Origin of the sequence: [Empedobacter] haloabium, from assembly GCA_008011715.2 — a bacterium.
Lineage (GTDB): Bacteria > Pseudomonadota > Gammaproteobacteria > Burkholderiales > Burkholderiaceae_D > Rugamonas > Rugamonas haloabia.
This window is the reverse complement of record CP136508.1, coordinates 5,113,475-5,134,824: the sequence shown is the minus strand read 5'-3', so window position 1 is coordinate 5,134,824 and position 21,350 is coordinate 5,113,475. Positions and strand designations below refer to the sequence as shown.

The following is a 21,350-nucleotide window of genomic DNA, read 5'->3' as shown; positions in this document are numbered from 1 at the left end:
ATCAAGCACCGATATACGCCTTGCGTACCTGCGCGTTGTTCAGCAGCTCGTCGCGCCCGCCCTCGAGCACGATGCGCCCCTGTTCGATGACGTAGGCGCGGCTGGCGATGTTCAGCGCCGCGTACGCGTTCTGCTCGGCCAGCAGCACCGTCGTGCCGGCCCGGTTGATGCGGGCGATGATCTCGAACATCTGCTTGACGACCAGCGGGGCCAGGCCCAGCGACGGCTCGTCCAGCAGCAGCGCCTTCGGCCGCCCCATCAGCGCGCGGCCGATCGCCACCATCTGCTGCTGCCCGCCGCTGAGCGAGCCGGCCGGCGCCTCCCTTTTCTCGTGCAGGATCGGGAACAGTTCGAACACCTCGTCCAGCGTGCGCGCCACCCCTTTGCTGTCGCGCCGGTGCACGTAGGCGCCCAGGGTCAGGTTCTTCAGCACGGACATGCCGGGGAACAGCTTGCGCCCCTCCGGGCAGTGCACCAGCCCGTCCGCCACGATCTGCGACGGCTTGCGTCCCACCAGCTCGCGGGCACCGAAGCGGATGCTGCCCGAGGCGGCGCGCTGCAGGCCGCTCATCGTCAGGAAGATCGAGCTCTTGCCCGCGCCGTTGGACCCCAGCAGCACGACCAGCTCGCCCTCGTCGGCATGGATGCTGACGTCGTGCAGCGCGCGGAAGCTGCCATACGACAGCGACACCTTGTCCAGTCTAAGCATGTTCGCTCCCCAGGTAGGCCTCGATGACGGCCGGATTGGCGCGGACCTCGGCCGGCGTGCCCTCGGCGATCTTCTCGCCGTAGTTGAGTACCAGGATGCGGTCGGCCAGGTTCATGATCATGTCCATCTTGTGCTCGATCAGGCAGACCGTCAGGCCGCTGGCGGCCATCTTGCGGATCAGCCGCGCCAGGCCGTCGGTTTCCTCGGGATTTACGCCGCCGGCCGGTTCGTCCAGCAGTACCAGCTTGGGATCGGTGGACAGCGCCAGGGCGAAGGCCACGCGCTTGCGCTCTTCCTGCGAGATGTCGCCGGCCACGCGCGATTCGATGTGTGCCAGGCCGACGAAGTCCAGGGCTGCGCGCGCCTTCTCGCGGCAGATGCGTTCCTCGTCGCGCAGGCGCTTGGTGCCGAGGATGACGTCGACCAGCGTGGAGCGCGTGCGCAGGCGGTGCCCGACGATCAGGTTGTCCAGCACCGTCGCCGTGTCGAACAGCGCCGTGGTCTGGAAGGTGCGCGCCATGCCCAGCCGGGCCGCCTGGTCCGCGCGCAGGCCCGTCACATCCCGCCCGTCGAACACGATGCGGCCCGCGCTGGGACGAAGCGCGCCGCTGATCAGGTTGAAGAAGGTGGTCTTGCCGGCGCCGTTCGGGCCGATGATGGCGTTGATGGTGCCGCGCGCAAAGCTGGCGCTGACGTCATGCACGGCCGTCAGGCCGCCGAAGCGCTTGGTCAGCGAGGTGATCTCAAGCATGGCGCACCTCCTGGACCGGCGCTGGCGCGGTGGCCGGAACCGTCGGCGCGCCGCGGGCGACCCGGCGGCGGCGCCGGTTCAGCCACGTACCCACGATCCCGTGCGGCAGGAAGATCACGAGCAGCACCAGCAATGGGCCGAACACGACGAAGCGGTACTCCTGCAGGAACTGCAGGTATTGCGTCAGCCATGGCACGCCGATGGCGCCCAGCAGGGGGCCGAGCAGGGTGCCGATGCCGCCGACCAGCATGTACATTGTCATGTCGAAGGTGTGCTCGACGCCGGCGATGCCGGGGCCGAGGAAGCGCACCGAACCCGCGTACAGGCCGCCGGCCAGGCCGGCGAAAAACACGGACAGCACGAAGGCCAGCAGCTTGTTGCGCATCAGGTCGATCCCCAGCGCCTGCGCCAGGTCGTCGCTGTTGCGGATCGCCATGAAGGTGCGGCCCAGCAGCGAGCGCACGATGCGGTGCATGACCCACAGGCTGGCGACCAGGAAGCCCAGCACCAGGTAATACAGCGCGCGCGGCTCGGAGAAGTCCAGCCCCGCGACCGGTTCCGGCGCGGGAATGCCGACGATGCCGACGGTGCCGTGCGTCAGGCTTTCCCATTTCTCGATCAGCAGGAACATGATGTAGCCGACGCACAGCGTGAAGATGGAAAAGAAGTGCGTCTTCAGGCGCAGCGACACCAGGCCGACGAAGACGCCGAGGAGACCGGCGACCAGGCCGGCCAGCGGCAGCGCGGCCCAGAAGGTGAAGCCGTGGTCCACGGTCAGGATGCCGACCGTGTAGGCGCCCACGGCCATGAAGCCGCTGTGCGCCAGGTTGAACTGGCCCGTGTAGCCGGTGATCAGGTTCAGTCCCACGGTGGCGATCGCGTAGATGTAGGCGGTGGACATCACGGTGAGGTGGTAATCGTTGCCGGCCAAGAATGGGAAGGCCAGCGCCAGCACGAGCAGCAGGGTCCAGCCGGCGGTCGGATTGAGCATCTTCATCAGTGGGCTCCCCGCGCGAACAGGCCTTGCGGCCGCACCGACAGGATCAGCACCAGCAGCGCGAACGCGATGATGTCCTTGTAGTCGGTCGAGATGTAGAAGGCGCCGAACGCTTCGGCGAAGCCGATGATCAGACCTCCCGCGATGGCGCCCGGCACGCTGCCCATCCCGCCCAGCACGATGATGACGAAGGCCTTGGTGATGACGAGGTGGCCCATCGACGTGTAGACCAGGTTGATCGGCGCGTACAGCACGGCGGCCATGCCGGCCAGCGCGCCGGCGATGGCGAAGGTCAGCATCGCCACGCGCGTGGCGTCGATGCCGACCAGGGCGGCGCCCTCGCGGTTCTGCGCCATCGCGACGATGGTGGCGCCGGTGATGGTTTTGGTGAGGAACAGCTGCAGCAGCACGACCAGCAGGAAGGCCGCGCCGATGATCAGCACGCGCTGCGCCGGCAGGGTCAACGAACCGAAGGTCAGCAGTTGCGTGTAGGGCGTCTCCATGCGGTGGAAGTCCGCGCCCCACAGCGCTTGCGCGCCTGCTTCCAGGAACAGCAGGATGCCGATCGAGGCGATCATGTGGTGCAGGTAGGGCGCCTTGCGCAGCGGGTGGAACACCAGCCGCTCGGACAGCACCGAGATCAGCGCCACCGTCACGGCGGCCCCTGCCATGCCCCACCAGTAGTTCAGCCCCAGCCGGTTGATCAGGAAGAAGGCCGAGTAGGCGCCGGCCATGTAGAAGGCGCCGTGGGCGAAATTGGGTACGTGCAGGATGCCGTACACCAGCGTCAGGCCGAGCGCGACGAGGGCGTACACGCCCCCCAGCGTCAGCCCGTTCAGGACCTGCTGCAGGAAAAGCTCCAAAATCTGTCTCCGTTCTTATATATTGGGTAGTGCGTTTTTGGATGCCGCTGCGGGAAGGACTCAGTCGAACATGATCACTCCCCGGGCGTTGCGGCCTTCGGCCAGGTCGGCGAAGGCCTGCGGCGCCTCGTCGATGCGGTAGCGCCGCGTGATCAGTTCGCCCAGCTTCAGGCGCTTTTCGCGGTACAGCGCCAAGAGGCGCGGGAAGTCCTGACGCGGCCGCGCGGAACCGAAATAGCTGCCCGTCAGCGTCTTTTCCTCGAAGGTCAGGCTGCCGGTGCGGATCGTCGTCATATCCTTCGGTGCGGCCACGCCGACGACCACCGCCTTGCCGCCCTTGCCCAGCACCCCATACGCCTGCGCCACGATCTCGCCCTTGCCGACGCATTCGAAGGCGTAGTCGGCGCCGCCGGTCAGCTTGCGGATCGCTTTTACCAGCTCGGGCGTGGCGCTGTTGACGGTATGGGTGGCGCCGAATTCGCGCGCCATCGCCAGCTTCGCGTCCGACAGGTCCACCGCGACGATCATCGCGGCGCCGGCGATGCGGCAGCCCTGGATCGCGTTCAGGCCCACGCCGCCGCAGCCGAACACCACGGCCACCGATCCCGGTTCCACCTTCGCGGTGTTGACGGCGGCGCCCACGCCCGTCATCACGCCGCAGCCCACCAGGCAGGCGTGGTCGAGCTGCACGTCGGCACTGATCTTGACGACGTTATCGACGTGCAGCGTGGCGTATTCGGCCATCACGCCGCAACCGGAGAACACGTTGATCGGCTGGCCCTGCAGGTCGCGCGTGCGCACGCTGCCGTCCGGCAGCGAGATCGCCGCCTTGGCGGCCTGGTCGCACAACTGCGGCCGGCCGGTCTGGCAGTAGCGGCACTTGCCGCACATGCTCACAAATGAGCTCAGCACGTGGTCGCCCACCGCGTATTCCGTCACGCCTTCGCCCACGGCGCAGACCACGCCGGCGCCTTCATGCCCCAGCACCAGCGGCGCCGGCATCGGGATGGTGCCGTTGGTGGCCGACAGGTCGCTGTGGCAGATGCCGCAGGCGGCCAGCCGGATCATCACTTCGCCGCGACGCGGGTATTCGACTTCGATCTCTTCCACCACGACCGGCTCGCCCGTGGTGCGGCACAGCACGGCCTTGGCGCGCTGGTATTTCGGTTCGTTCATGCCGTCTCCCGGTTCGGTTTGCATTGCAGCGATTTGTACTCGAGGAATTCGTCCAGGCCGTAGGTGCCCAGTTCGCGGCCGTTGCCGGATTGCTTGTAGCCGCCGAACGGAGCGCGGCCGTTGAAGCCGCCGCCATTGATGTCCACCTGGCCCGTGCGCAGGCGCCGCGCGATGGCGAACGCGCGCTCGTCGCTGCCGGCCCAGACGGCGCCACCCAGGCCATACGGCGTGTCGTTGGCGATGCGCACCGCGTCGTCCTCGTCGCGGTAGGTAATGATCGACAGCACCGGGCCGAAGATCTCCTCCTGTGCGACCGTGCTGGCCGGGTCGACCCGGCCGAACACGGTCGGTTGCACGTAGCAGCCGGTATCCAGGCCTGCCGGCGCTTCCGGGCCGCCGCACAGCAAGGTCGCGCCCTCCTCGATGCCGCGCCGGATGTAGGCGCGCACGCGGTCGCGCTGGGCCGGCGAGGCGAGGGGACCCAGCTTGACGCCGGCCTGGAACGGATCGCCCACCGTGTAGGCGGCTGCACCCTGCACGGCCAGGTGCGCCGCTTCGTCGTACCGCGCCTCCGGCACCAGCATGCGCGTGTGCGCGGAGCAGGTCTGGCCGCTGTTGAGGAAGCAGGCGCTCAGCGTGCCCTTCACCGCCGCGGCCAGGTCGGCGTCCGGCAGGATCACGGACGCGGATTTGCCGCCCAGTTCCAGCGCGACACGCTTGACGGTGGCCGCGGCCACTTCACCGACGCGGCGGCCGGCGGCGGTGGAGCCGGTGAACGACACCATGTCCACGTCCGGATGGCGCACCAGCGCTTCGCCCACGACGGGGCCGTAGCCGGTGACGAGGTTGAACACGCCGGCCGGCAGCCCGGCCGCCTCGATCACTTCGGCCAGCACGAAGGCGTTCAACGGCGCCACCTCGGATGGCTTCAGCACGACGGTGCAGCCGGCCGCCAGCGCGGCGCCCACCTTGGCGGCGATCTGGTGCAGCGGGTAGTTCCAAGGCGTGATGCAGGCCACGACGCCCACGGCTTCGCGCAGCACGCGCGAATGGCCGACCTGGCGTTCCCACTCGAACTCCCTGGCCAGCCGGGCGTAGTCGGCAAAGATGGCGACCGGCGAGCCGACCTGGATCGCGGCCGCCAGCTTCAGGGGCATGCCGACCTCGCTGGCGATCAATTGCGCCAGTTCGTCGCTGCGCGCGCGCAGCCCTTCGGCGATGCGGCCCAGGTAGGCGGCGCGCTCGACGGGCGGCGTGCCGCTCCAGGCCTCGAACGCGGCGCGCGCGGCCTGCACGGCCGTTTCGGCATCGGTCTCGTCACCGGCCGGGATGCGGCCGAGCACGGTTTCATGGGCGGGATCGATGACGTCGATGGCAGAGGTGCCGTGCGGTGCGACCCAGCGCTTGGCGATAAACAGCCGGTCACGGGTAATGGGAGGTGTGGGGTGAACCTGTGCTTCTGGCATGCTGGCAGGGCTCCTGTGTGCGTGCGCGTAGATTTGTTTTGCTGTGCAAAACTATCGCAGGTAAAATGGAATGAAAAAAGAATACGTCAATTTTGTAAGCCCGGCAACGACTTTTGCGGGCAGGAGGCGGGACGGACACAACGGTCGAAGCTTCGACCGGGCCGCAGGGGCAGTGTGCCACAAGCGCGGTCGTGCCGGCATCGTGGGGATATTCCAACAGGAGCAAGCATGCAGGATAGTGAACTGAATCCGGCCGACGCGGCCGACCAGGCGGCGGACCAGGAGGGAACGCGCAACAACGAGGACCGTTATTACATCACGGCACTGGCGCGCGGGCTGGAGGTGCTGGCGTGCTTCCGCCGCGCCGACAAGAGCCTGACCAACCAGCAGATCGCGGAACGCTGCGGCCTGCCGAAATCGACGGTCACGCGTTTTACCTACACGCTGACCAAGCTGGGCTACCTGGCGCAGGAAAGCAACGGGCGCTACATGCTGGGCACCGCCACCTTGGGCCTGGGCAGCGCGATGCTGGCGCGGCTCGATATCCGCCAGCTGGCGCGGCCGATGATGCAGGAGCTGGCCGAGTTTTCCGGCACCACGGTGTCGATCGCGATGCGCGACCGGTTGTCGATGATCTACGTGGAAGTGTGCCGCAGCCAGGCCGCGCTGGCGCTGGCGCTGCAGGTGGGATCGCGCCTGCCGCTGGCGGTGTCCGCGCTCGGCCGCGCCTACCTGGCACGCGCCTCCGAGCAGGAGCGCAAGGAGATCCTGGCGCGTTCGTCGGAACTGGACGAGATGGCGCACGGCGCGCTGCGCCAGGGCCTGGAGCGGGGCCTGGCCGATTACCAGCAGTACGGCTGCGCCACCTCGTTCGGCGACTGGCAGAAGGACGTCAACGGCATCGCCGTCGGTTTCATGCCGATCGGCGGCAGCCAGCTGATGTCGATGAACTGCGGCGGACCGTCCTCCAGTGTGTCGAAGGAGTTCCTGCTGGACGAGGTACGCCCGCGCCTGATCGAGATCGCGCGCAAGCTCGAAACCTGACCGCGCTTCAGTAGCCCGCCGCCAGCTGTTCCGGCGTCAGCGGCGGCATCACCGCGAACACGCCGCTGGCGCGCAGCGCCATCTTTTCCCCCACCTGCAGGCGGCAGCCGGCGAACGCCACGCGGCCGCCGATGCGGTCGACCTGCACGTGCGCCTCCAGCCAGTCGCCCGGGCGCGCCGCCGCCAGGAAATCGGTCGTCAGGCTGACGGTCACGAAGGAGTGGCGGGCTTCGCACGACAACGTCAAGCCGATACCCAGCGCCGTGTCGGCCAGGCTGGCCAGCATGCCGCCATGCACGATGCCGCGCATATTGGTGTGGCGCTCGCTCACGCGCATCGCGATGACGATCACGCTGCCCTCCTGCCGCAGGTAGAGCTCACCCAGGCCCGCCATGTATGGGCCGCCGCGTTGCAGGCGTTCGAAGCCTGCAGGTATCTCTTTGCTCATCGTCTCGCCTTGTTCTGCTGAGTGAAACCGCGCCAACTGTTGCGGCCGAGTTTACATTACTTTTTGCCACTGCTACACTGAACCGGGCTAAAACAGTGTTTCGCCTGGCGGTATTCATCGACGTACGCCTGACGCCGCGCGATCGTCCTGCAAGACAATAATGGAGACAAGCCGATGAACGAACGCCATCTCGTCGTCTGGCCCAGGGGCCTGCCGCGCCACCTGACGGTGCCGGCTACCAACCTGTGCTACAACCTGGAAGTGTCGGCGGTGCGCTATCCCGACAAGCCATGCCTGGTCTTCTACGACACGCCGCTCACATATGCCGAGTGCTGGGAAGAAACGGGCCGCATCGCCGCCTACCTGCAGCAAGAATGCGGCGTGGCGCCGGGCGACCGCGTGCTGCTGTACCTGCAGAACAGCCCCCAGTTCGTGCTGGCCTACTACGCGATCCTGCGCGCCGGCGCGGTGGTGGTGCCCGTCAATCCGATGAATCTCACGGAAGAACTGCGCCACTACGTGGAGGACACCGGTGCGCATACCATCTTCGTGGCGCAGGACCTGCATGCGCAGGTGGCGCCGCTGCTCGGCCATGGTTTGCGTCATGCCATCGTGGCCACCTATGCCGACTACCTGCGCCAGCCGACCGACCTGAAGGTGCCGGAGTTCGTGGCCGCGCCCTGCGCCGCGATCGAGGAGCCGGGCGTGGTGCCGTGGCGCGCCATGCTGGCGCATGACGGCCAGCCGGCGCCGGTGGCGACCGGCCCGGACGACCTCTGCGTGATGCCATACACCTCGGGCACGACCGGCTATCCGAAAGGCTGCATGCACACGCACCGCGGCGCCATGGTGACGGCGGTGGCCGGCATGCAGTGGTTCGGCACGCAGCAGGACGCGGTGGCGCTGTCGGTGCTGCCGCTGTTCCACGTGACGGGCATGCAGGGCGGGATGAACGGTCCGATCTTCGTCGGCGGCACCATCGTGCTGATGGCGCGCTGGGACCGCGACACGGCCGCCGAATGCATCCGCCGCCACCGTGTCAACGCGCTGCAGCTGATCTCGACGATGGTGGTGGACCTGTTGTCGAGCCCCCGGGTGGCGCAATACGATCTGTCCTCGGTGCGGCGCATGAGCGGTGGCGGCGCGGCGATGCCCGATGCGATCGCGCAGAAGCTGCACGACCTGCTGGCCATCGACTATGTCGAGGGCTACGGCATGTCGGAAACCATCGCGCCGACCCATGTGAATCCGCCGGAGCGGCCGAAGAAGCAATGCCTGGGCATTCCCATCTTCGACGTCGACGCGCGCGTCATCGATCCCGTCACGCTGGCCGAGCTGCCGCCGGGCGAGGTCGGCGAGATCGTCGTGCACGGCCCGCAGGTGATGCAGGGCTACTGGAACAACCCGGAGGCCAGCGCCGCCGCCTTCCTGCAGTTCGACGGCAAGCGCTTCCTGCGCACCGGCGACCTGGGGCGGCAGGACGAGGAGGGCTATTTCTTCATGGTGGACCGCCTGAAGCGCATGATCAACGCCTGCAGCTACAAGGTCTGGCCGGCCGAGGTGGAGGCGCTGATGTACCGCCACCCCGCCATCCGCGAGGTGTGCGTGGTGGCCGGCCGCGACGAGCGCCGCGGCGAGACCGTCAAGGCCGTGGTGGCGTTGAAGGACGGCTTTGCCGGCACCGTCAACGAGCAGGACATCGTCGACTGGGCCCATGCCAACATGGCGGCCTATAAAAGCCCGCGCGTCGTCGAGTTCTGCGCGGCGCTGCCGAAGTCCGCCACCGGCAAGGTGCTGTGGCGCACCTTGCAGGAAGCGCAGGCCACGGCCGCGCGCTGAGCGTCAGAACGAATGCATCAGGCCGACCGTGAAGCGGTTGGCCGCATCGCTGCCGACCGGGACGAAGCCCTGCGCCAGGTTGATCTGGCTGGCGCTGACCACGCTGTCGGTGGTGGCGCGGCCCAGCGACAGATAGCCCGTGCTGCGCTTGCTGAAGCCATAGCGGGCGATGAAGATGTATTGGCGTGACTCGTCACTCAGGTCGCCCGAGCGGCGCGTGTTGTAGAACGCGCCGGTCAAGGTCAGGGCCGGGCTGGCGGGCACGTCGACCCCGACGCCGACAATCGTGATCTTGCGGCCCGTGCTCTCCAGCCGGTTCTGCGCCCACGTCGACTTCAGCACGGCCACGCCCGTGGTGTACTTGATGCCGTAGGCATGCGACGCCAGCCGGTCGGTGTTGGTCACGTTCTTCAGTCGCGCATAGGCGCCGGCGACGGCCAGCGCGCCGTTGTTGTAGAAGGCGGAAGCGCCCTGGTAGGTGCTTTTCTCGGCATCGCCGGCCTGCTCGCCGAAGCCGTGCATCAGCGCGAACCCGGCCCCGCGCCAGATCGGCGAGACATAGCGCACCGAATTGTTCTGCCGCAGCGCGGTGCCGCCGTTGTTGGCGCCATACGGCCCGTACACACCGGAGTGGTTCATCGCCGCGAACAGCACGTTCGGGCTGGTGGCGGCAAAGGCCAGTCCCATCGGATCGGCCAGGCCGACGGACTGCACGCCGAGGATGTTCTGGCGGCCCATGTCCAGGGAGCCGAACGGCCCGGCGATGCCGACGGTGGCTTCGCGGTCGAACAGGCTGGTGTTCGATGGCGTGCCGGTGGCCACGCCGGCCACGCCGGTGTCGTTGAGCAGGGTGCTTTCCAGCCCAAAGCGCGCCTTCAGCCCGTTGCCCAGGTCCTCCACGCCGCGCACGCCCCAGCGCGAAACCTGCATCTGCCCCGCCTCGACGCTGGTGCGGTTGCCGCCCGAACCATTGCCGGACACGCGCGTGACACCGGCATCGACGATGCCATACAGCGTGATGCCGGACTGCGCGGCGGCACCGAGGGACATCGCATACAGCACGGCCATGGCCGCGATGGTCTTTTTCATCCTGTCGTCTCCTGTTTTATGTTGTGAGCCTGGCGACCGCGCAGCCAGGCCGCATTTCCTGATGAGGTTTCGGTTGACGAAACGATCTAATCGGAAATGAAACTGTATTTTCGAGGTAGGAGACCTGTCAACAACTACAGGGGCGCAGCATCGCGCAACACGCGGTTGTGGCGTGTTGACATCAAAAAAGCAAGGGACAGTGGAGGAGCGTTTCGAACAGCGAAACAGTGGGGTGGCGCGACGACTGCCGCGCCGGCGGGTTCAGCGGCTGGCCAGGAACTCCTTGCGGAACCAGTCGTCCAGCAGGTTCTTCTCGTGCGCGTACAGCTCGCGGTCGTGGCGGCTGGAATTCATCAGGTAGTTCGGATCGGACAACTCGCGCTCGCCGCTCCGCAGCACGGTGCCGTCCTGCTCGATGCGCCAGCGCAGGTGCATGCGCGGCCAGTCGGCGCGTCCCTTCAGCACGCGGATGTCCTGCACGGGCACGCGCGGGAACACGTCGCCGGCCAGGTCGATGTCGAGGAAATCCACGATCAACTGTTGTCCTGCCGGCAGCCGGGCCGAGAGCTGCTCCAGATGTTCGCGCAGCGTGAGTTCCATCTGTTCGCGGTCCGACGGATAGCGGGGCACGTCCGTCATCTTTTCCGGGTGTGCGTAGGTGACGGTGGCGCCGGCGCTGGCGCCGCCCGCGGCGAACAGCAAGGCGACGCTCGCCGCGGCGCGGCAAAGGTAACGGATCATATCGGCTCCAGATAACAGGCGGTCAGCGTGAATATACGCCGATCGCAGGCCGCGCTTCGCCCGCCACCACATTGATACTATTGCAATCGCGTACCCTGGCCCCATCTGCGGCGCATCGCCAACCGATCCGACCGCCATGTCCACCACACTTGCCTCCGCCGCCACCCTGCTGGCCCTGATCTTTTCCGCCCCGGCGCTGTGCGCGCCGGCCGCCAAGGCCCCCGTCGCTGCCAGCGCCGCCAGCGGCGCGTTGCCAGGCCATTACTACCTGCACGGCATGACGGAAGTGGGGTCGGAACTGCTGCTGAAGAAGGACGGCAAGTTCGAATGGTCGCTCAGCTACGGCGCCGACGACCAGATGGCGACCGGCACCTGGGTCGCCAAGGGCGACGAGATCACGCTGACCAGCGCGCAGCCGACCCAGGCGCCGACGTTCGCCAGCTTCGCGGAAGAAGACTACCAAGGCACGAAGCCGGCGGAACCGGGCAGCTGGATCGCCATCGTCGGCTTCCCTCGCCAGGGCCCGCTGCCCGGCGTCGAGGTGCAGTTCGAGAGCGCCAGCGGCAAGCGCGCGACGGCCGTCAGCAAGCGCAATGGCGACGCCATCGTGCAGATGCCGGCGCAGGAGCAGTGGACCCGTGTCGGCCTGCGCCTGGAGGGCTCGGACGCGGCATGGCAATGGCTGGCGGTGCCGTCGCAGCGCGCGTCGCAGCGCCTGGCCGGCTTCACGGTCACCAACCCGGAAGTGCTGATGCCGCAGGCGTTCAAGACGATGCGGCTGAAGAACGACGGCGGCAAGCTGCGCGTGACGGAGCCGGAAGGGTGGCGCGGGCAGTACGAGAAGGGCGAGTAAAGCCCCTTCCGCTCAGTTCGTGTCCCGTTCTGGTGACTGACCCCGGGGTGGGACACGGCCTCGGCTGTTAGGCGTTGCCTTACTTGAGAAACTGCACGGACTGGATGAACGGCTCCATGTCGTCCTCGCCAGGACCGGCCAGCGCTCCGCCATTGCGGCGCACCTGCACGACCACGCGCACGCGCTTGCCGAGGTAGGCCGGCTTCAGCGCCTGGATTTCGTTCTCGCCGGTGTCGCGGAACCAGTCGCCGCAATTACCGCACCAGGCCGAGACGCGCTTGCCGTCGTCGCGCCGGATCCGCAGGCTCATGTTGTCGATACCGCCGCCGCCCACCAGGTAACCCTCCACCGTGCCGCTCTTGGCCGGCGCGCCGCAAAAGGCCGGCGCTTTCCCCTCCAGCAGCGCGCAGCTGCGCAGGATCTCTCCCTCGATCAGCTGGCAGCTGTTGGCGGCATTGCAGGGTGGCCGCGTGGCGGGTGATACGAGGATGCACTGGTTGACCAGCTGGGCGGCGCGGGCGTCGCCCAGTTCGGCCTGGCAGGATGGGGTGGCGGCGCCGGCGTTGGCGCCGGCGAGCAGCAGCGCCGTCAGCGCGAGCGGACGCAGGAAAGAGAAATGCATGGATCAGTTCGAAGTTGCAAAAACGGCATTCTACGCCAGGGTTGCTATCGGCGCGTAGTGCGCATCGTCGGCACATACCGGACCAGGTACACCGTCACCCCCGTGCCGATGGCGGCCAGCAGCAGCACCAGCGCGACGTGCGGCACGCGCGTCATCGACCAGCCCAGCGAAGCCCACATCAACACCAGCACGACAATCTTGCCGCGCAGCGGGATGCCGCGTCCGTCCTCGTAATCGCGCAGGTAGGCACCGAACACGCGGTTCGTGCGCAGCCAGTTGTGCAGGCGCGGCGAGCCGCGCACGAAGCAGGCGGAGGCCAGCAGCAGGAATGGCGTCGTCGGCAGCAGCGGCAGGAACACGCCGAACACCGCCAGCACGACGGCGATGCAGCCTATGAGGTTGAGCAGGTGCTTCATCGATGTCCAGAAGAGAGGTCAATGCGCAGCGTAACCCAAGCGCGGCCCGCTTGCACGAGCACACCTCCCGGTCATTCATGAACTGCGCTCATAAGACTATGCCGGTCAAACGTGCTAATCGTTTTTCGGAATGCCTTTAAGATAACTTTCCAGCCGGCCCGGCCAGGCCCAACACCCAGCCACAGGATCGAATCATGGATGACCACATCGAATCACCGACGGGCGACGTCAAGCTCACCCGGCGCGACCTGCTGATCGCGGGCGCCGTTTCCGCCACGGTGGCGGCCGTACCCGCCGTCGCCGGCGGCCAGGCGCAGCCGGCCGACACACGCAGCGATGCGCGCACCGATACCCCGACGCCACCCGTCACCACCGAGGTAGCGCTAACGGTGAACGGCCAGCAGCGCCAGCTCAAGGTCGACACGCGCACGACGCTGCTCGATGCCTTGCGCGAGCACTTGCACTTGACGGGCACCAAGAAAGGCTGCGACCAGGGCCAGTGCGGCGCCTGCACGGTGATCGTGGACGGCCGCCGCATCAATTCCTGCCTGACCCTGGCCGTGATGCACCAGGGTGCCCAGGTCACGACCATCGAGGGCCTGGGTACGCCGGCCAAGCTGCATCCGATGCAGGCCGCCTTCGTCAAGCACGACGGCTACCAGTGCGGCTACTGCACGCCCGGCCAGATCTGTTCCGCCGTCTCGGTGCTGGACGAAATCCGCCGGGGCCTGCCGAGCCACGTGACGGACGACCTGGCACGCGCACCGCAACTGACCGAGGCGGAAATCCGCGAGCGCATGAGCGGCAATATCTGCCGCTGCGGCGCCTATTCCAACATCGTCGATGCGATCGTCGAAGTCGCGGGGAGGAAGGCATGAAGGTCTTCACCTACGAACGGGCGCGCACGCCCGCCGAAGCGGCGGCCGCCGTCCTGCGCGTCAACGGCGCCCGCTTCATCGCCGGCGGCACCAACCTGCTGGACCTGATGAAGCTGGAGATCGAGACACCGCCGCACCTGGTGGACGTCAACGGCCTGGGCCTCGACCGCATCGAGCCGACGGCCGATGGCGGCCTGCGCATCGGTGCCCTGGTGCGCAACACCGACCTGGCGGCCGACCAGCGCGTGCGGCGCGACTACGCGGTGCTGTCGCGCGCACTGCTGGCCGGCGCCTCGCAGCAGCTGCGCAACAAGGCCACCACGGCCGGCAACCTGCTGCAGCGCACCCGCTGCCCGTACTTCTACGATACGAACATGGCCTGCAACAAGCGCGCCCCCGGCAGCGGTTGCGCCGCCATCGGCGGCTACACGCGCGGCCATGCCATCGTCGGCGCCAGCGATGCCTGCATCGCCACCCATCCCAGCGACATGGCGGTGGCCATGCGCGTGCTGGACGCAAACGTCGAGACGGTCAAGCCGGACGGCGCCACGCGCGTCATCCCCATCGCCGACTTCCACCGCCTGCCCGGCAACACGCCGCACGTGGAGCACACGCTGGCGCCCGGTGAGCTGATCACCGCGGTGACCCTGCCGAAACCGGTCGGCGGCAAGCACTTCTACCGCAAGGTGCGTGACCGCGCCTCCTACGCCTTCGCGCTGGTTTCGGTGGCCGCCATCGTCCAGCCGGACGGCCGTGGCGCCGTGGCGCTGGGCGGTGTCGCCCACAAGCCATGGCGCGTGCCGGCGGCGGACGCGCAGCTGCCGCGCGGCGGCCAGGCCGTGGTCGAGCAACTGCTGGCTGGCGCCAAGACGACCGCGGAGAACGCGTTCAAGATTCCCCTGGTCCGGCGCACGCTCGAGGCGGTGCTGGCGGAAGCGAAGAAAGGATGATGCGATGAAGTTTGCCACGCCTGCCACCACCAACCCGATCGACCAGCTGAAGGTCGTCGGCCAGCCTGTCGACCGCATCGACGGCCCCCGCAAGACGACCGGCACCGCCCGTTACGCCTACGAGCAGCACGAGGTGGCCCCCAACGCGGCCTACGGCTACGTGCTCGGTTCCGCCATCGCCAAGGGCCGCGTCAAGTCGATGGATATCGCCACCGCCAAACGCGCGCCCGGCGTCCTCACCGTCATCACGGCGGACAACGCCGGCAAGCTGGGCAAGGGCAAGTACAACACGGCCACCCTGCTGGGCGGGCCGAAGATCGAGCACTACCACCAGGCGGTGGCGCTGGTCGTGGCCGAGACGTTCGAGCAGGCCCGGGCCGCCGCCCACCTGATCAAGGTGGAGTACGTGAAGGAGCAGGGCGCCTACGACCTGGCCGCCGCCAAGGACACGGCCAAGGTACCGAAGAAGGAGGAAGACCCGCCGGAGACCAAGACCGGCGCGTTCGCCAGCGCCTTCGACAGCGCGCCCGTGAAGCTGGACGCCACCTACACCACGCCGGACCAGTCGCACGCGATGATGGAGCCGCACGCGTCGATCGCGCGCTGGGAAGGGAACAAGGTCACGATCTGGACGGCCAACCAGATGATCGACTGGAGCGTGGGCGACATGGCCAAGACGCTCGGCATCCCGAAGGCCAATGTGCGGCTGATTTCGCCCTACATCGGCGGCGGCTTCGGCGGCAAGCTGTGGATTCGCGCCGAGGCGCTGCTGGCCGCGCTGGCGGCGCGCTCGGTGGGGCGCCCCGTCAAGGTGGCGCTGCAGCGCGCCCTGATGATCAACAACACGACGCACCGGCCGGCCACGATCCAGCGCCTGCGCATCGGCGCCACGCGCGAGGGCCGCATCACGGCCATCGCGCACGAAAGCTGGTCGGGCGACCTGCCCGGCGGGAAGCCGGAGACGGCCGTCAACCAGACCCGCTTGCTGTACGCGGGGCCGAACCGGCTGACGCGCCTGCGCCTGGCGGTGCTCGATCTGCCGGAGGGAAACGCGATGCGCGCCCCCGGCGAGGCGCCCGGCATGATGGCGCTGGAGATCGCCATCGACGAGATGGCGGAAAAGCTGAAGATGGACCCGGTCATGTTCCGCATCATCAACGACACGACGGTCGACCCGGAAAAACCCGGCCGCAAGTTCTCGCAGCGCCGCTTCGTCGAGTGCATGCGCCTCGGCATGGAGCGCTTCGGCTGGAACAAGCGTAACGCGCAACCGGGGCAAGTGCGCGACGGCCGCTGGCTGGTCGGCCTGGGCGTGGCCTCCGCCTTCCGCAACAACCTGGTCGGCAAGTCCGGCGCGCGCGTGCGCCTGGGGCCGGACGGCGTCGTCACGGTCGAGACGGACATGACCGACATCGGCACCGGCAGCTACACGATCATCGCGCAAACGGCGGCCGAGATGATGGGCGTGGGGCTGGACCAGGTTGTCGTCAAGCTGGGCGACTCCGCCTATCCGGTGTCGGCCGGCTCGGGCGGGCAGTGGGGCGGCAACAGCTCGACTTCGGGCGTCTACGCCGCCTGCGTCAAGCTGCGCGACGTCGTCTGCCAGAAGCTGGGCCTCGATCCGGCCAGCGCGCAGTTCGCGGACGGCATGGTCAAGGCGGGCGGCCAGTCGCTGCCGCTGCGCCAGGCCGCCGCTGGCGCGGAACTGGTGGCGGAGGACACGATCGAATTCGGTGACCTGGACAAGAAGTACCAGCAGTCCACGTTCGGCGCCCACTTCGTCGAGGTGGCGGTGGATGCCTACACGGGCGAGGTGCGGGTGCGGCGCATGCTCGCGGTGTGCGCGGCCGGCCGCATCCTGAACCCGAAATCGGCGCGCAGCCAGGTGATCGGCGCGATGACGATGGGCGTGGGGGCGGCGCTGATGGAACACCTGGTGGTGGACAAGCGCGTCGGCTTCTTCGTCAACCACGACCTGGCCAGCTACGAGGTGCCGGTGAACGCGGACATCCCGCACCAGGAGGTGATCTTCCTGGACGAGACCGACCCGATCTCGTCGCCGATGAAGGCCAAGGGCGTGGGCGAGCTGGGCATCTGCGGCGTGGCGGCGGCGGTCGCGAATGCGATCTACAACGCCACCGGGGTTCGCATCCGCGATTATCCGCTGACCCTCGATAAAATGATCGATAAACTGCCGCAGGTGGCCTGATGCGGCTTTTTATTCGATAGCCGTGGTATTTGGAGAGATTCCACTTCGACGCAACAGGAAAATCCGGCCAGTGAATATCGCAGCTTGACTTTTCGATATGCGGGCATTGAGAATTGTCGATCCGACATTTAATACCCGCTATATGAATCCTCGTCATCTCAGTGCCGCCGTGGCAGCGATCCTTGCCGCCAACCTGGCCCACGCGGCGCCGCCGGCTGCGGCCTTCTTCGGCATGCCCACCGTCAGCAAGGCGACAATTTCGCCGAAAGGCAACTTTGTCGCCTATTTATATACGGACGAGAAACGCAAGCAGATGATCGCCGTGCGCGACACGCGCAATCTGTCGGTGGTGACGGTGCCGGCCGTGTCGCAGGGCGAGGATGCGCCGATTACGGCGCTGCACTGGATCAACGAGGATCGCCTGGGCTTTACCGTCAAGGACATGCGTACTGAATTCATCGGCAACTGGGATGAATTCGCCGTCAATCGCGACGGCAGCTTGATGACACATCTGATTTCCGGTAACTGGCGTCATCGGCAGGAGACCATCGGGTCGCACATGAAGTCGCGCGTGCTGACGGCGCAATATACCTATTTCGGGCCCACGCACGACGGCTCCGACGATATCATCGTCACGAAGCACCTGTGGAACAATACCGACATCATGTCGGAGTCGTCGCGGCTGTACCGGCTCGATACCAAGAGCCGCACCCTGTCCGACTTGCTGCCAGGCAGTCAGCCTGCGCGGGTGACGGGCTGGCTGGTCGACGCCGACGATACGCCGCGCATCGCTTACTCGAAGGACAAGGGCCGCTGCATCGTCTCCCACTTCGACAAGGCCAGCAAGCAATGGTCCCAGATCAGCAACGCCGACTGCTACACCGATGCGCGCGTCGTGCCCCAGTTCTTCGACAGCCGCAACACCTTGTACGTGGCCGGGGGGTACAAGGGCACGGGGGCCCTGTACACCTTCGATATCGCCAAGGCCCAACGGTCGGCCGAGCCGCTGGTCGTGCTGGACGGCTTCGACTTCAACGGCGATCCCGTGCTGGATTACCGCGCGAAAGCGCTGCTCGGGCTGCACATCCGTACCGATGCGAAGTCGACGGTCTGGTTCGATCCGGCCATGAAGGCGCTGCAGCAGAAAATCGATGCGCTGGTGCCTGGCATGAGCAACCGCATCCTGTGCGAGAACGACTGCCGTAACGCGCCGGCCCTATTGGTGCAGGCCTCGTCCGACCGCGACCCGACGCAATACCTGGTCTACACGCCGGCGACCAACCAGGTCGTCAGCCTGGGCAGCGAACATCCCGACATCAAGCGCGCCGACATGGGCACGCGCGACTTCCAGCGCTTCGCGGCCCGCGACGGCTTGTCGATTCCGGTCTACGTCACGACTCCGCCGGGCAAGCCGAAAGGACCGCTGCCGACGGTGGTGCTGGTCCACGGCGGCCCTTGGGTGCGCGGCAGCTCGTGGGAGTGGGAAAACGAGGCGCAATTCCTGGCGTCGCGCGGCTATCTGGTGCTGCAGCCGGAGTACCGCGGCAGCACCGGTTTTGGCTACGCCCACTACCGTGCCGGCTGGCGTCAATGGGGCCGCACGATGCAGGACGACCTCGCCGACACCGCCCAATGGGCGATCAAGCAGGGCCTGGCGGACCCGAAACGCGTGGCCATCATGGGCACCAGCTACGGCGGCTACGCCAGCCTGATGGGACTGATCCGCAATCCCGAATTGTTCCGCTGCGGGATCGACGCTTCCGGTATCACCGACATCGGCCTGATGTTTACGTCGGCCCGTTCGAACGACCCGGAGCAGCATCTGCGCTACGAGCTGCCGACGCTGATCGGCGACCCGGACAAGGACGCGGAAGTATTGAAGCAGAACTCGCCGGTGGCGCTGGCCGACAAGCTGAAAAACCCGCTGCTGATCGCGCACGGTTATGAAGACCGGCGCGTACCGATCGAGCATGCGCAGCGCCTGCGCAGCGCGCTGGCCACGCCGCCGGAATGGATCGTGTATCCGAACGAAGGACATGGCCTGTACCACGAAAACAACCGGATCGACTTCTACCAGCGCGTGGAACGCTTCCTGGCCAAGCACCTGCAATAAGGCGCCGGGCCGGCATGCGGCCCGGTCTGCCGGCCTTAGTACTTCAATTTGTTGTGGCTATGGATTTTCTTGAAGTAGGCGCGGGTATGTTCCTTGACCGCGTGGGCGCCCAGCGAGCGACGCTGTTGTGATGCCTCTTCCCGGGCAAGCTTCCGGTAATTGTCGAAATGCGCCTGCGCGATCGCGCCGTCGGCAATGGCCTGGCGGATCGCGCAGCCGGGTTCGTTCTCATGGCTGCAGTCGCCGTAGCGGCAGCTTCGCGCCAGCTCGACGATCGAGCTGAACGTGCGCTCGATCCCTTGTTCGCCGTCGTACAACTGCAGTTCGCGCATGCCTGGCGTATCGACGATCGCCACGCCGCCGTCCGTGAAAAACAGCTCGCGGTGCGTCGTCGTGTGCTTGCCGCGCGCGTCGTGCGTCCGGATCTCGCGGGTGGGCAGCGTCATGGCGAACATCGCGTTGACCAACGTCGACTTGCCGACGCCGGAGGAGCCGACCAAGGCAATCGTCGTGCCTTCGGCCAGGTAGTTCTGCAGCACACCCAGCGTGGCGGGTACATGCACGCTGAGCGCATGCACGTGGTCCGCGCCCACGGCGTGCACGCGGGCCAGGTAATCGTCCAGGTCGGCGCAGAGATCGATCTTGGTCAGGATCACGACGGGAACGATGGCGAATTCATGCGCCAGGGCCAGGTAGCGCTGCAAGCGCTTGACGTTGAATTCCTCGTTGGCGCTGGTGACGATCCACAGGTAATCGACGTTGGCGGCAATCACCTGCGGCAGCCCGTGGTTGATGCGGCGGATGCGGTTCTTCGGCTCGAGGATGCGGCGCAGCCGATAATGCTCGCTGGCGTCCTCGGCCAGCACCCAGTCGCCCACGGCCAGGTGCTGGCTGACGGGCTGGAACGGCGCCGGGACGACGATCGAGCGTTCGCCTTCCACGCCGATCGCCTCGACGCGGTTGCGATGCACGGCCGTGACGCGGGCGAGATGCCCGACCGTGCTGTCGGAACACAGTTCGTCGAACGACAGCTGTTGCAGGAACGCGTTGCACCAGCCGAGGCGCTGCAAGAAGGAGTATGACATGCCGGCCGCCTTGCTGTTATTGAAAAAGCAATACAGTGTAGGCGGGGCACGGGCGCCGGTCAAGCACGGCCGGAGCGGACGGGACAACCTGCGCTAAAATGTCCGGTTTCGAGCTTCCAAGGTACTGCACCATGAAATGGGCAATTGTCGGTTTTTACATCCTGTCCGTCCTGCACATCCACTTCCGCGGCCGCGTGCGCCTGCCGTTCGGCCGCCAGTTGTTCGACCACTCGTCGTTCATGGCGCCTATCAATATCTTCATGCACTCGTTCTCGCGGGTGCCGTCGACCCCGTACCTGCCCGTCACTGATTTCCCTGAACTGGCGCCGCTGCAGCAGAACTGGCAGGTGATCCGCGCCGAAGCCGAGAACCTGCTGCGCCTGCAGAAGATCAAGGCCTCGGAGCAGAACGACGACGCCGGCTTCAACTCCTTCTTCAAGGCCGGCTGGAAGCGCTTCTACCTGAAGTGGTACAACGCCAGCCATCCGTCGGCGGCGCAACTGTGCCCGCAAACGCATGCGTTGCTGCAGGGGATTCCGTCCGTGAAGGCGGCGATGTTCGCGGAGCTGCCGCCGGGCGGCAAGCTCAATCCGCACCGCGACCCGTTCGCCGGCTCGCTGCGTTACCACCTGGGCCTGGCCACGCCGAACGACGACCGCTGCTTCATCGACGTCGACGGCATCAAGCACAGCTGGCGCGATGGCCAGGGTGTGATGTTCGACGAGACGTACATCCACTGGGCGATCAACGGCAGCGAGAGCGACCGCATCATCCTGTTCTGCGACGTCGAACGCCCGATGCGCTTCCGCTGGGCGCAAGCCGTCAACCGCTTCCTCGGCAAGACCATGATGACGGCGGCCGCGTCGCCCAACGAGACGGGCGACCAGGTGGGACTGGTGTCGAAGCTGTTCCGCGTGTCGTTCTATGCGGGTAAGTACCGCCGCCGCTTCAAGGCGTGGAACAAGACCGTGTACAAGATCACCAAGGTGGCGTTGATCGTTGGCCTGGGTGTGTTGATCTGGAAGATTTAATTTAATGACTTGGCACGGCTGCTGATGCCGCTGGGGTCTGTCCCTGCACAGGGACTGACCCCGAAGTTTG

At 66.9% G+C, this 21,350-nt stretch carries 20 protein-coding genes; 8 read left to right on the top strand and 12 right to left on the bottom strand.

Translation table 11 applies throughout. From position 1 onward, the window contains the following. Position 1: 1 nt before the first annotated feature. From E7V67_022300 to E7V67_022275, 6 genes are read right to left on the bottom strand one after another with little or no spacing between them, the layout of a single operon-like run. Positions 2-709: an ABC transporter ATP-binding protein gene (locus tag E7V67_022300; protein WUR12407.1), complete on the bottom strand. Its 708-nt coding sequence runs from the start codon at positions 707-709 to the stop codon at positions 2-4. Continuing rightward, a complete protein-coding gene (locus tag E7V67_022295; protein ID WUR12406.1) occupies positions 702-1,460 on the bottom strand; it encodes an ABC transporter ATP-binding protein in 759 nt (252 codons plus the stop codon). Before E7V67_022295 ends, E7V67_022300 begins: the two co-directional genes overlap by 8 nt. Then, positions 1,453-2,457: a branched-chain amino acid ABC transporter permease gene (locus E7V67_022290; GenBank protein ID WUR12405.1), complete on the bottom strand. Its 1,005-nt coding sequence runs from the start codon at positions 2,455-2,457 to the stop codon at positions 1,453-1,455. The genes E7V67_022295 and E7V67_022290 overlap by 8 nt, the downstream gene beginning before the upstream one ends. Then, positions 2,457-3,320, bottom strand: coding sequence for a branched-chain amino acid ABC transporter permease (locus tag E7V67_022285; GenBank protein ID WUR12404.1), 864 nt, complete (start codon positions 3,318-3,320; stop codon positions 2,457-2,459). The genes E7V67_022290 and E7V67_022285 overlap by 1 nt, the downstream gene beginning before the upstream one ends. A gap of 60 nt (positions 3,321-3,380) precedes the next feature. Next, positions 3,381-4,496, bottom strand: coding sequence for a Zn-dependent alcohol dehydrogenase (locus E7V67_022280; GenBank protein WUR12403.1), 1,116 nt, complete (start codon positions 4,494-4,496; stop codon positions 3,381-3,383). Next, positions 4,493-5,962 (bottom strand): aldehyde dehydrogenase family protein, encoded by a 1,470-nt coding sequence (locus tag E7V67_022275; protein WUR12402.1) that lies wholly within the window; start codon positions 5,960-5,962, stop codon positions 4,493-4,495. The genes E7V67_022280 and E7V67_022275 overlap by 4 nt, the downstream gene beginning before the upstream one ends. Before the next feature lie 228 nt (positions 5,963-6,190). Between E7V67_022275 and E7V67_022270 the strand changes: the two genes are divergently transcribed. Then, complete coding sequence (locus tag E7V67_022270; protein ID WUR12401.1) at positions 6,191-7,006, top strand: IclR family transcriptional regulator; 816 nt, start codon at positions 6,191-6,193, stop codon at positions 7,004-7,006. A gap of 7 nt (positions 7,007-7,013) precedes the next feature. Here E7V67_022270 and E7V67_022265 read toward each other — a convergent pair whose 3' ends face one another. Next, a complete protein-coding gene (locus E7V67_022265) occupies positions 7,014-7,454 on the bottom strand; it encodes a PaaI family thioesterase (GenBank protein WUR12400.1) in 441 nt (146 codons plus the stop codon). 174 nt (positions 7,455-7,628) lie between these two features. Here E7V67_022265 and E7V67_022260 point away from each other — a divergent pair, with 174 nt between their 5' ends. Further along, positions 7,629-9,293: a long-chain fatty acid--CoA ligase gene (locus E7V67_022260; protein ID WUR12399.1), complete on the top strand. Its 1,665-nt coding sequence runs from the start codon at positions 7,629-7,631 to the stop codon at positions 9,291-9,293. Positions 9,294-9,296: 3 nt separating this feature from the next. Here E7V67_022260 and E7V67_022255 read toward each other — a convergent pair whose 3' ends face one another. Together E7V67_022255 and E7V67_022250 are read right to left on the bottom strand one after the other, a co-directional pair. Next, positions 9,297-10,382: a porin gene (locus E7V67_022255; protein ID WUR12398.1), complete on the bottom strand. Its 1,086-nt coding sequence runs from the start codon at positions 10,380-10,382 to the stop codon at positions 9,297-9,299. Between the two features lie 261 nt (positions 10,383-10,643). Continuing rightward, the gene (locus E7V67_022250) at positions 10,644-11,123 is read right to left on the bottom strand and encodes a DUF3016 domain-containing protein (GenBank protein ID WUR12397.1); all 480 of its coding nucleotides are present in this window, start codon (positions 11,121-11,123) and stop codon (positions 10,644-10,646) included. A 136-nt stretch (positions 11,124-11,259) separates the two neighbouring features. On the opposite strand from E7V67_022250, the gene E7V67_022245 reads away from it, so the two are divergent. Then, positions 11,260-11,976, top strand: a complete 717-nt coding sequence (locus E7V67_022245; GenBank protein ID WUR12396.1) for a hypothetical protein — start codon at positions 11,260-11,262, stop codon at positions 11,974-11,976. A 79-nt stretch (positions 11,977-12,055) separates the two neighbouring features. Here E7V67_022245 and E7V67_022240 read toward each other — a convergent pair whose 3' ends face one another. Together E7V67_022240 and E7V67_022235 are read right to left on the bottom strand one after the other, a co-directional pair. Beyond that, the gene (locus tag E7V67_022240) at positions 12,056-12,598 is read right to left on the bottom strand and encodes a hypothetical protein (GenBank protein ID WUR12395.1); all 543 of its coding nucleotides are present in this window, start codon (positions 12,596-12,598) and stop codon (positions 12,056-12,058) included. Positions 12,599-12,642: 44 nt separating this feature from the next. Continuing rightward, positions 12,643-13,014: a YbaN family protein gene (locus E7V67_022235; GenBank protein ID WUR12394.1), complete on the bottom strand. Its 372-nt coding sequence runs from the start codon at positions 13,012-13,014 to the stop codon at positions 12,643-12,645. Positions 13,015-13,208: 194 nt separating this feature from the next. Between E7V67_022235 and paoA the strand changes: the two genes are divergently transcribed. The 4 genes from paoA to E7V67_022215 all read left to right on the top strand — a co-directional run bounded on the left by paoA (position 13,209) and on the right by E7V67_022215 (position 19,164). Further along, positions 13,209-13,892, top strand: coding sequence for an aldehyde dehydrogenase iron-sulfur subunit PaoA (gene paoA, locus E7V67_022230; protein ID WUR12393.1), 684 nt, complete (start codon positions 13,209-13,211; stop codon positions 13,890-13,892). Then, a complete protein-coding gene (locus E7V67_022225; GenBank protein ID WUR12392.1) occupies positions 13,889-14,842 on the top strand; it encodes a xanthine dehydrogenase family protein subunit M in 954 nt (317 codons plus the stop codon). Before paoA ends, E7V67_022225 begins: the two co-directional genes overlap by 4 nt. Before the next feature lie 4 nt (positions 14,843-14,846). Beyond that, the gene (gene paoC, locus E7V67_022220) at positions 14,847-17,051 is read left to right on the top strand and encodes an aldehyde oxidoreductase molybdenum-binding subunit PaoC (protein ID WUR12391.1); all 2,205 of its coding nucleotides are present in this window, start codon (positions 14,847-14,849) and stop codon (positions 17,049-17,051) included. Between the two features lie 142 nt (positions 17,052-17,193). Further along, positions 17,194-19,164 (top strand): prolyl oligopeptidase family serine peptidase, encoded by a 1,971-nt coding sequence (locus tag E7V67_022215; GenBank protein WUR12390.1) that lies wholly within the window; start codon positions 17,194-17,196, stop codon positions 19,162-19,164. Between the two features lie 35 nt (positions 19,165-19,199). On the opposite strand, the gene rsgA is transcribed toward E7V67_022215, so the two are convergent. After that, a complete protein-coding gene (rsgA, locus tag E7V67_022210; protein WUR12389.1) occupies positions 19,200-20,249 on the bottom strand; it encodes a ribosome small subunit-dependent GTPase A in 1,050 nt (349 codons plus the stop codon). A 131-nt stretch (positions 20,250-20,380) separates the two neighbouring features. On the opposite strand from rsgA, the gene lpxO reads away from it, so the two are divergent. Then, entirely contained in the window at positions 20,381-21,280 is a 900-nt protein-coding gene (gene lpxO / locus E7V67_022205; GenBank protein ID WUR12388.1) for a lipid A hydroxylase LpxO, read from the top strand. The last annotated feature ends 70 nt before the right edge of the window (positions 21,281-21,350 follow it).

Bases quoted from the DNA above. Each gene is read 5' to 3' on its own strand.
- E7V67_022275 (WUR12402.1), bottom strand. From the start codon at position 5,962: ATGCCAGAAGCACAGGTTCACCCCACACCTCCCATTACCCGTGACCGG.
- E7V67_022260 (WUR12399.1), top strand. From the start codon at position 7,629: ATGAACGAACGCCATCTCGTCGTCTGGCCCAGGGGCCTGCCGCGCCAC.
- E7V67_022280 (WUR12403.1), bottom strand. From the start codon at position 4,496: ATGAACGAACCGAAATACCAGCGCGCCAAGGCCGTGCTGTGCCGCACC.
- E7V67_022245 (WUR12396.1), top strand. From the start codon at position 11,260: ATGTCCACCACACTTGCCTCCGCCGCCACCCTGCTGGCCCTGATCTTT.
- E7V67_022235 (WUR12394.1), bottom strand. From the start codon at position 13,014: ATGAAGCACCTGCTCAACCTCATAGGCTGCATCGCCGTCGTGCTGGCG.
- E7V67_022255 (WUR12398.1), bottom strand. From the start codon at position 10,382: ATGAAAAAGACCATCGCGGCCATGGCCGTGCTGTATGCGATGTCCCTC.
- rsgA (WUR12389.1), bottom strand. From the start codon at position 20,249: ATGTCATACTCCTTCTTGCAGCGCCTCGGCTGGTGCAACGCGTTCCTG.
- E7V67_022265 (WUR12400.1), bottom strand. From the start codon at position 7,454: ATGAGCAAAGAGATACCTGCAGGCTTCGAACGCCTGCAACGCGGCGGC.
- E7V67_022240 (WUR12395.1), bottom strand. From the start codon at position 12,598: ATGCATTTCTCTTTCCTGCGTCCGCTCGCGCTGACGGCGCTGCTGCTC.
- lpxO (WUR12388.1), top strand. From the start codon at position 20,381: ATGAAATGGGCAATTGTCGGTTTTTACATCCTGTCCGTCCTGCACATC.
- E7V67_022215 (WUR12390.1), top strand. From the start codon at position 17,194: ATGAATCCTCGTCATCTCAGTGCCGCCGTGGCAGCGATCCTTGCCGCC.
- E7V67_022270 (WUR12401.1), top strand. From the start codon at position 6,191: ATGCAGGATAGTGAACTGAATCCGGCCGACGCGGCCGACCAGGCGGCG.
- paoA (WUR12393.1), top strand. From the start codon at position 13,209: ATGGATGACCACATCGAATCACCGACGGGCGACGTCAAGCTCACCCGG.
- E7V67_022225 (WUR12392.1), top strand. From the start codon at position 13,889: ATGAAGGTCTTCACCTACGAACGGGCGCGCACGCCCGCCGAAGCGGCG.
- E7V67_022300 (WUR12407.1), bottom strand. From the start codon at position 709: ATGCTTAGACTGGACAAGGTGTCGCTGTCGTATGGCAGCTTCCGCGCG.
- paoC (WUR12391.1), top strand. From the start codon at position 14,847: ATGAAGTTTGCCACGCCTGCCACCACCAACCCGATCGACCAGCTGAAG.
- E7V67_022290 (WUR12405.1), bottom strand. From the start codon at position 2,457: ATGAAGATGCTCAATCCGACCGCCGGCTGGACCCTGCTGCTCGTGCTG.
- E7V67_022295 (WUR12406.1), bottom strand. From the start codon at position 1,460: ATGCTTGAGATCACCTCGCTGACCAAGCGCTTCGGCGGCCTGACGGCC.
- E7V67_022250 (WUR12397.1), bottom strand. From the start codon at position 11,123: ATGATCCGTTACCTTTGCCGCGCCGCGGCGAGCGTCGCCTTGCTGTTC.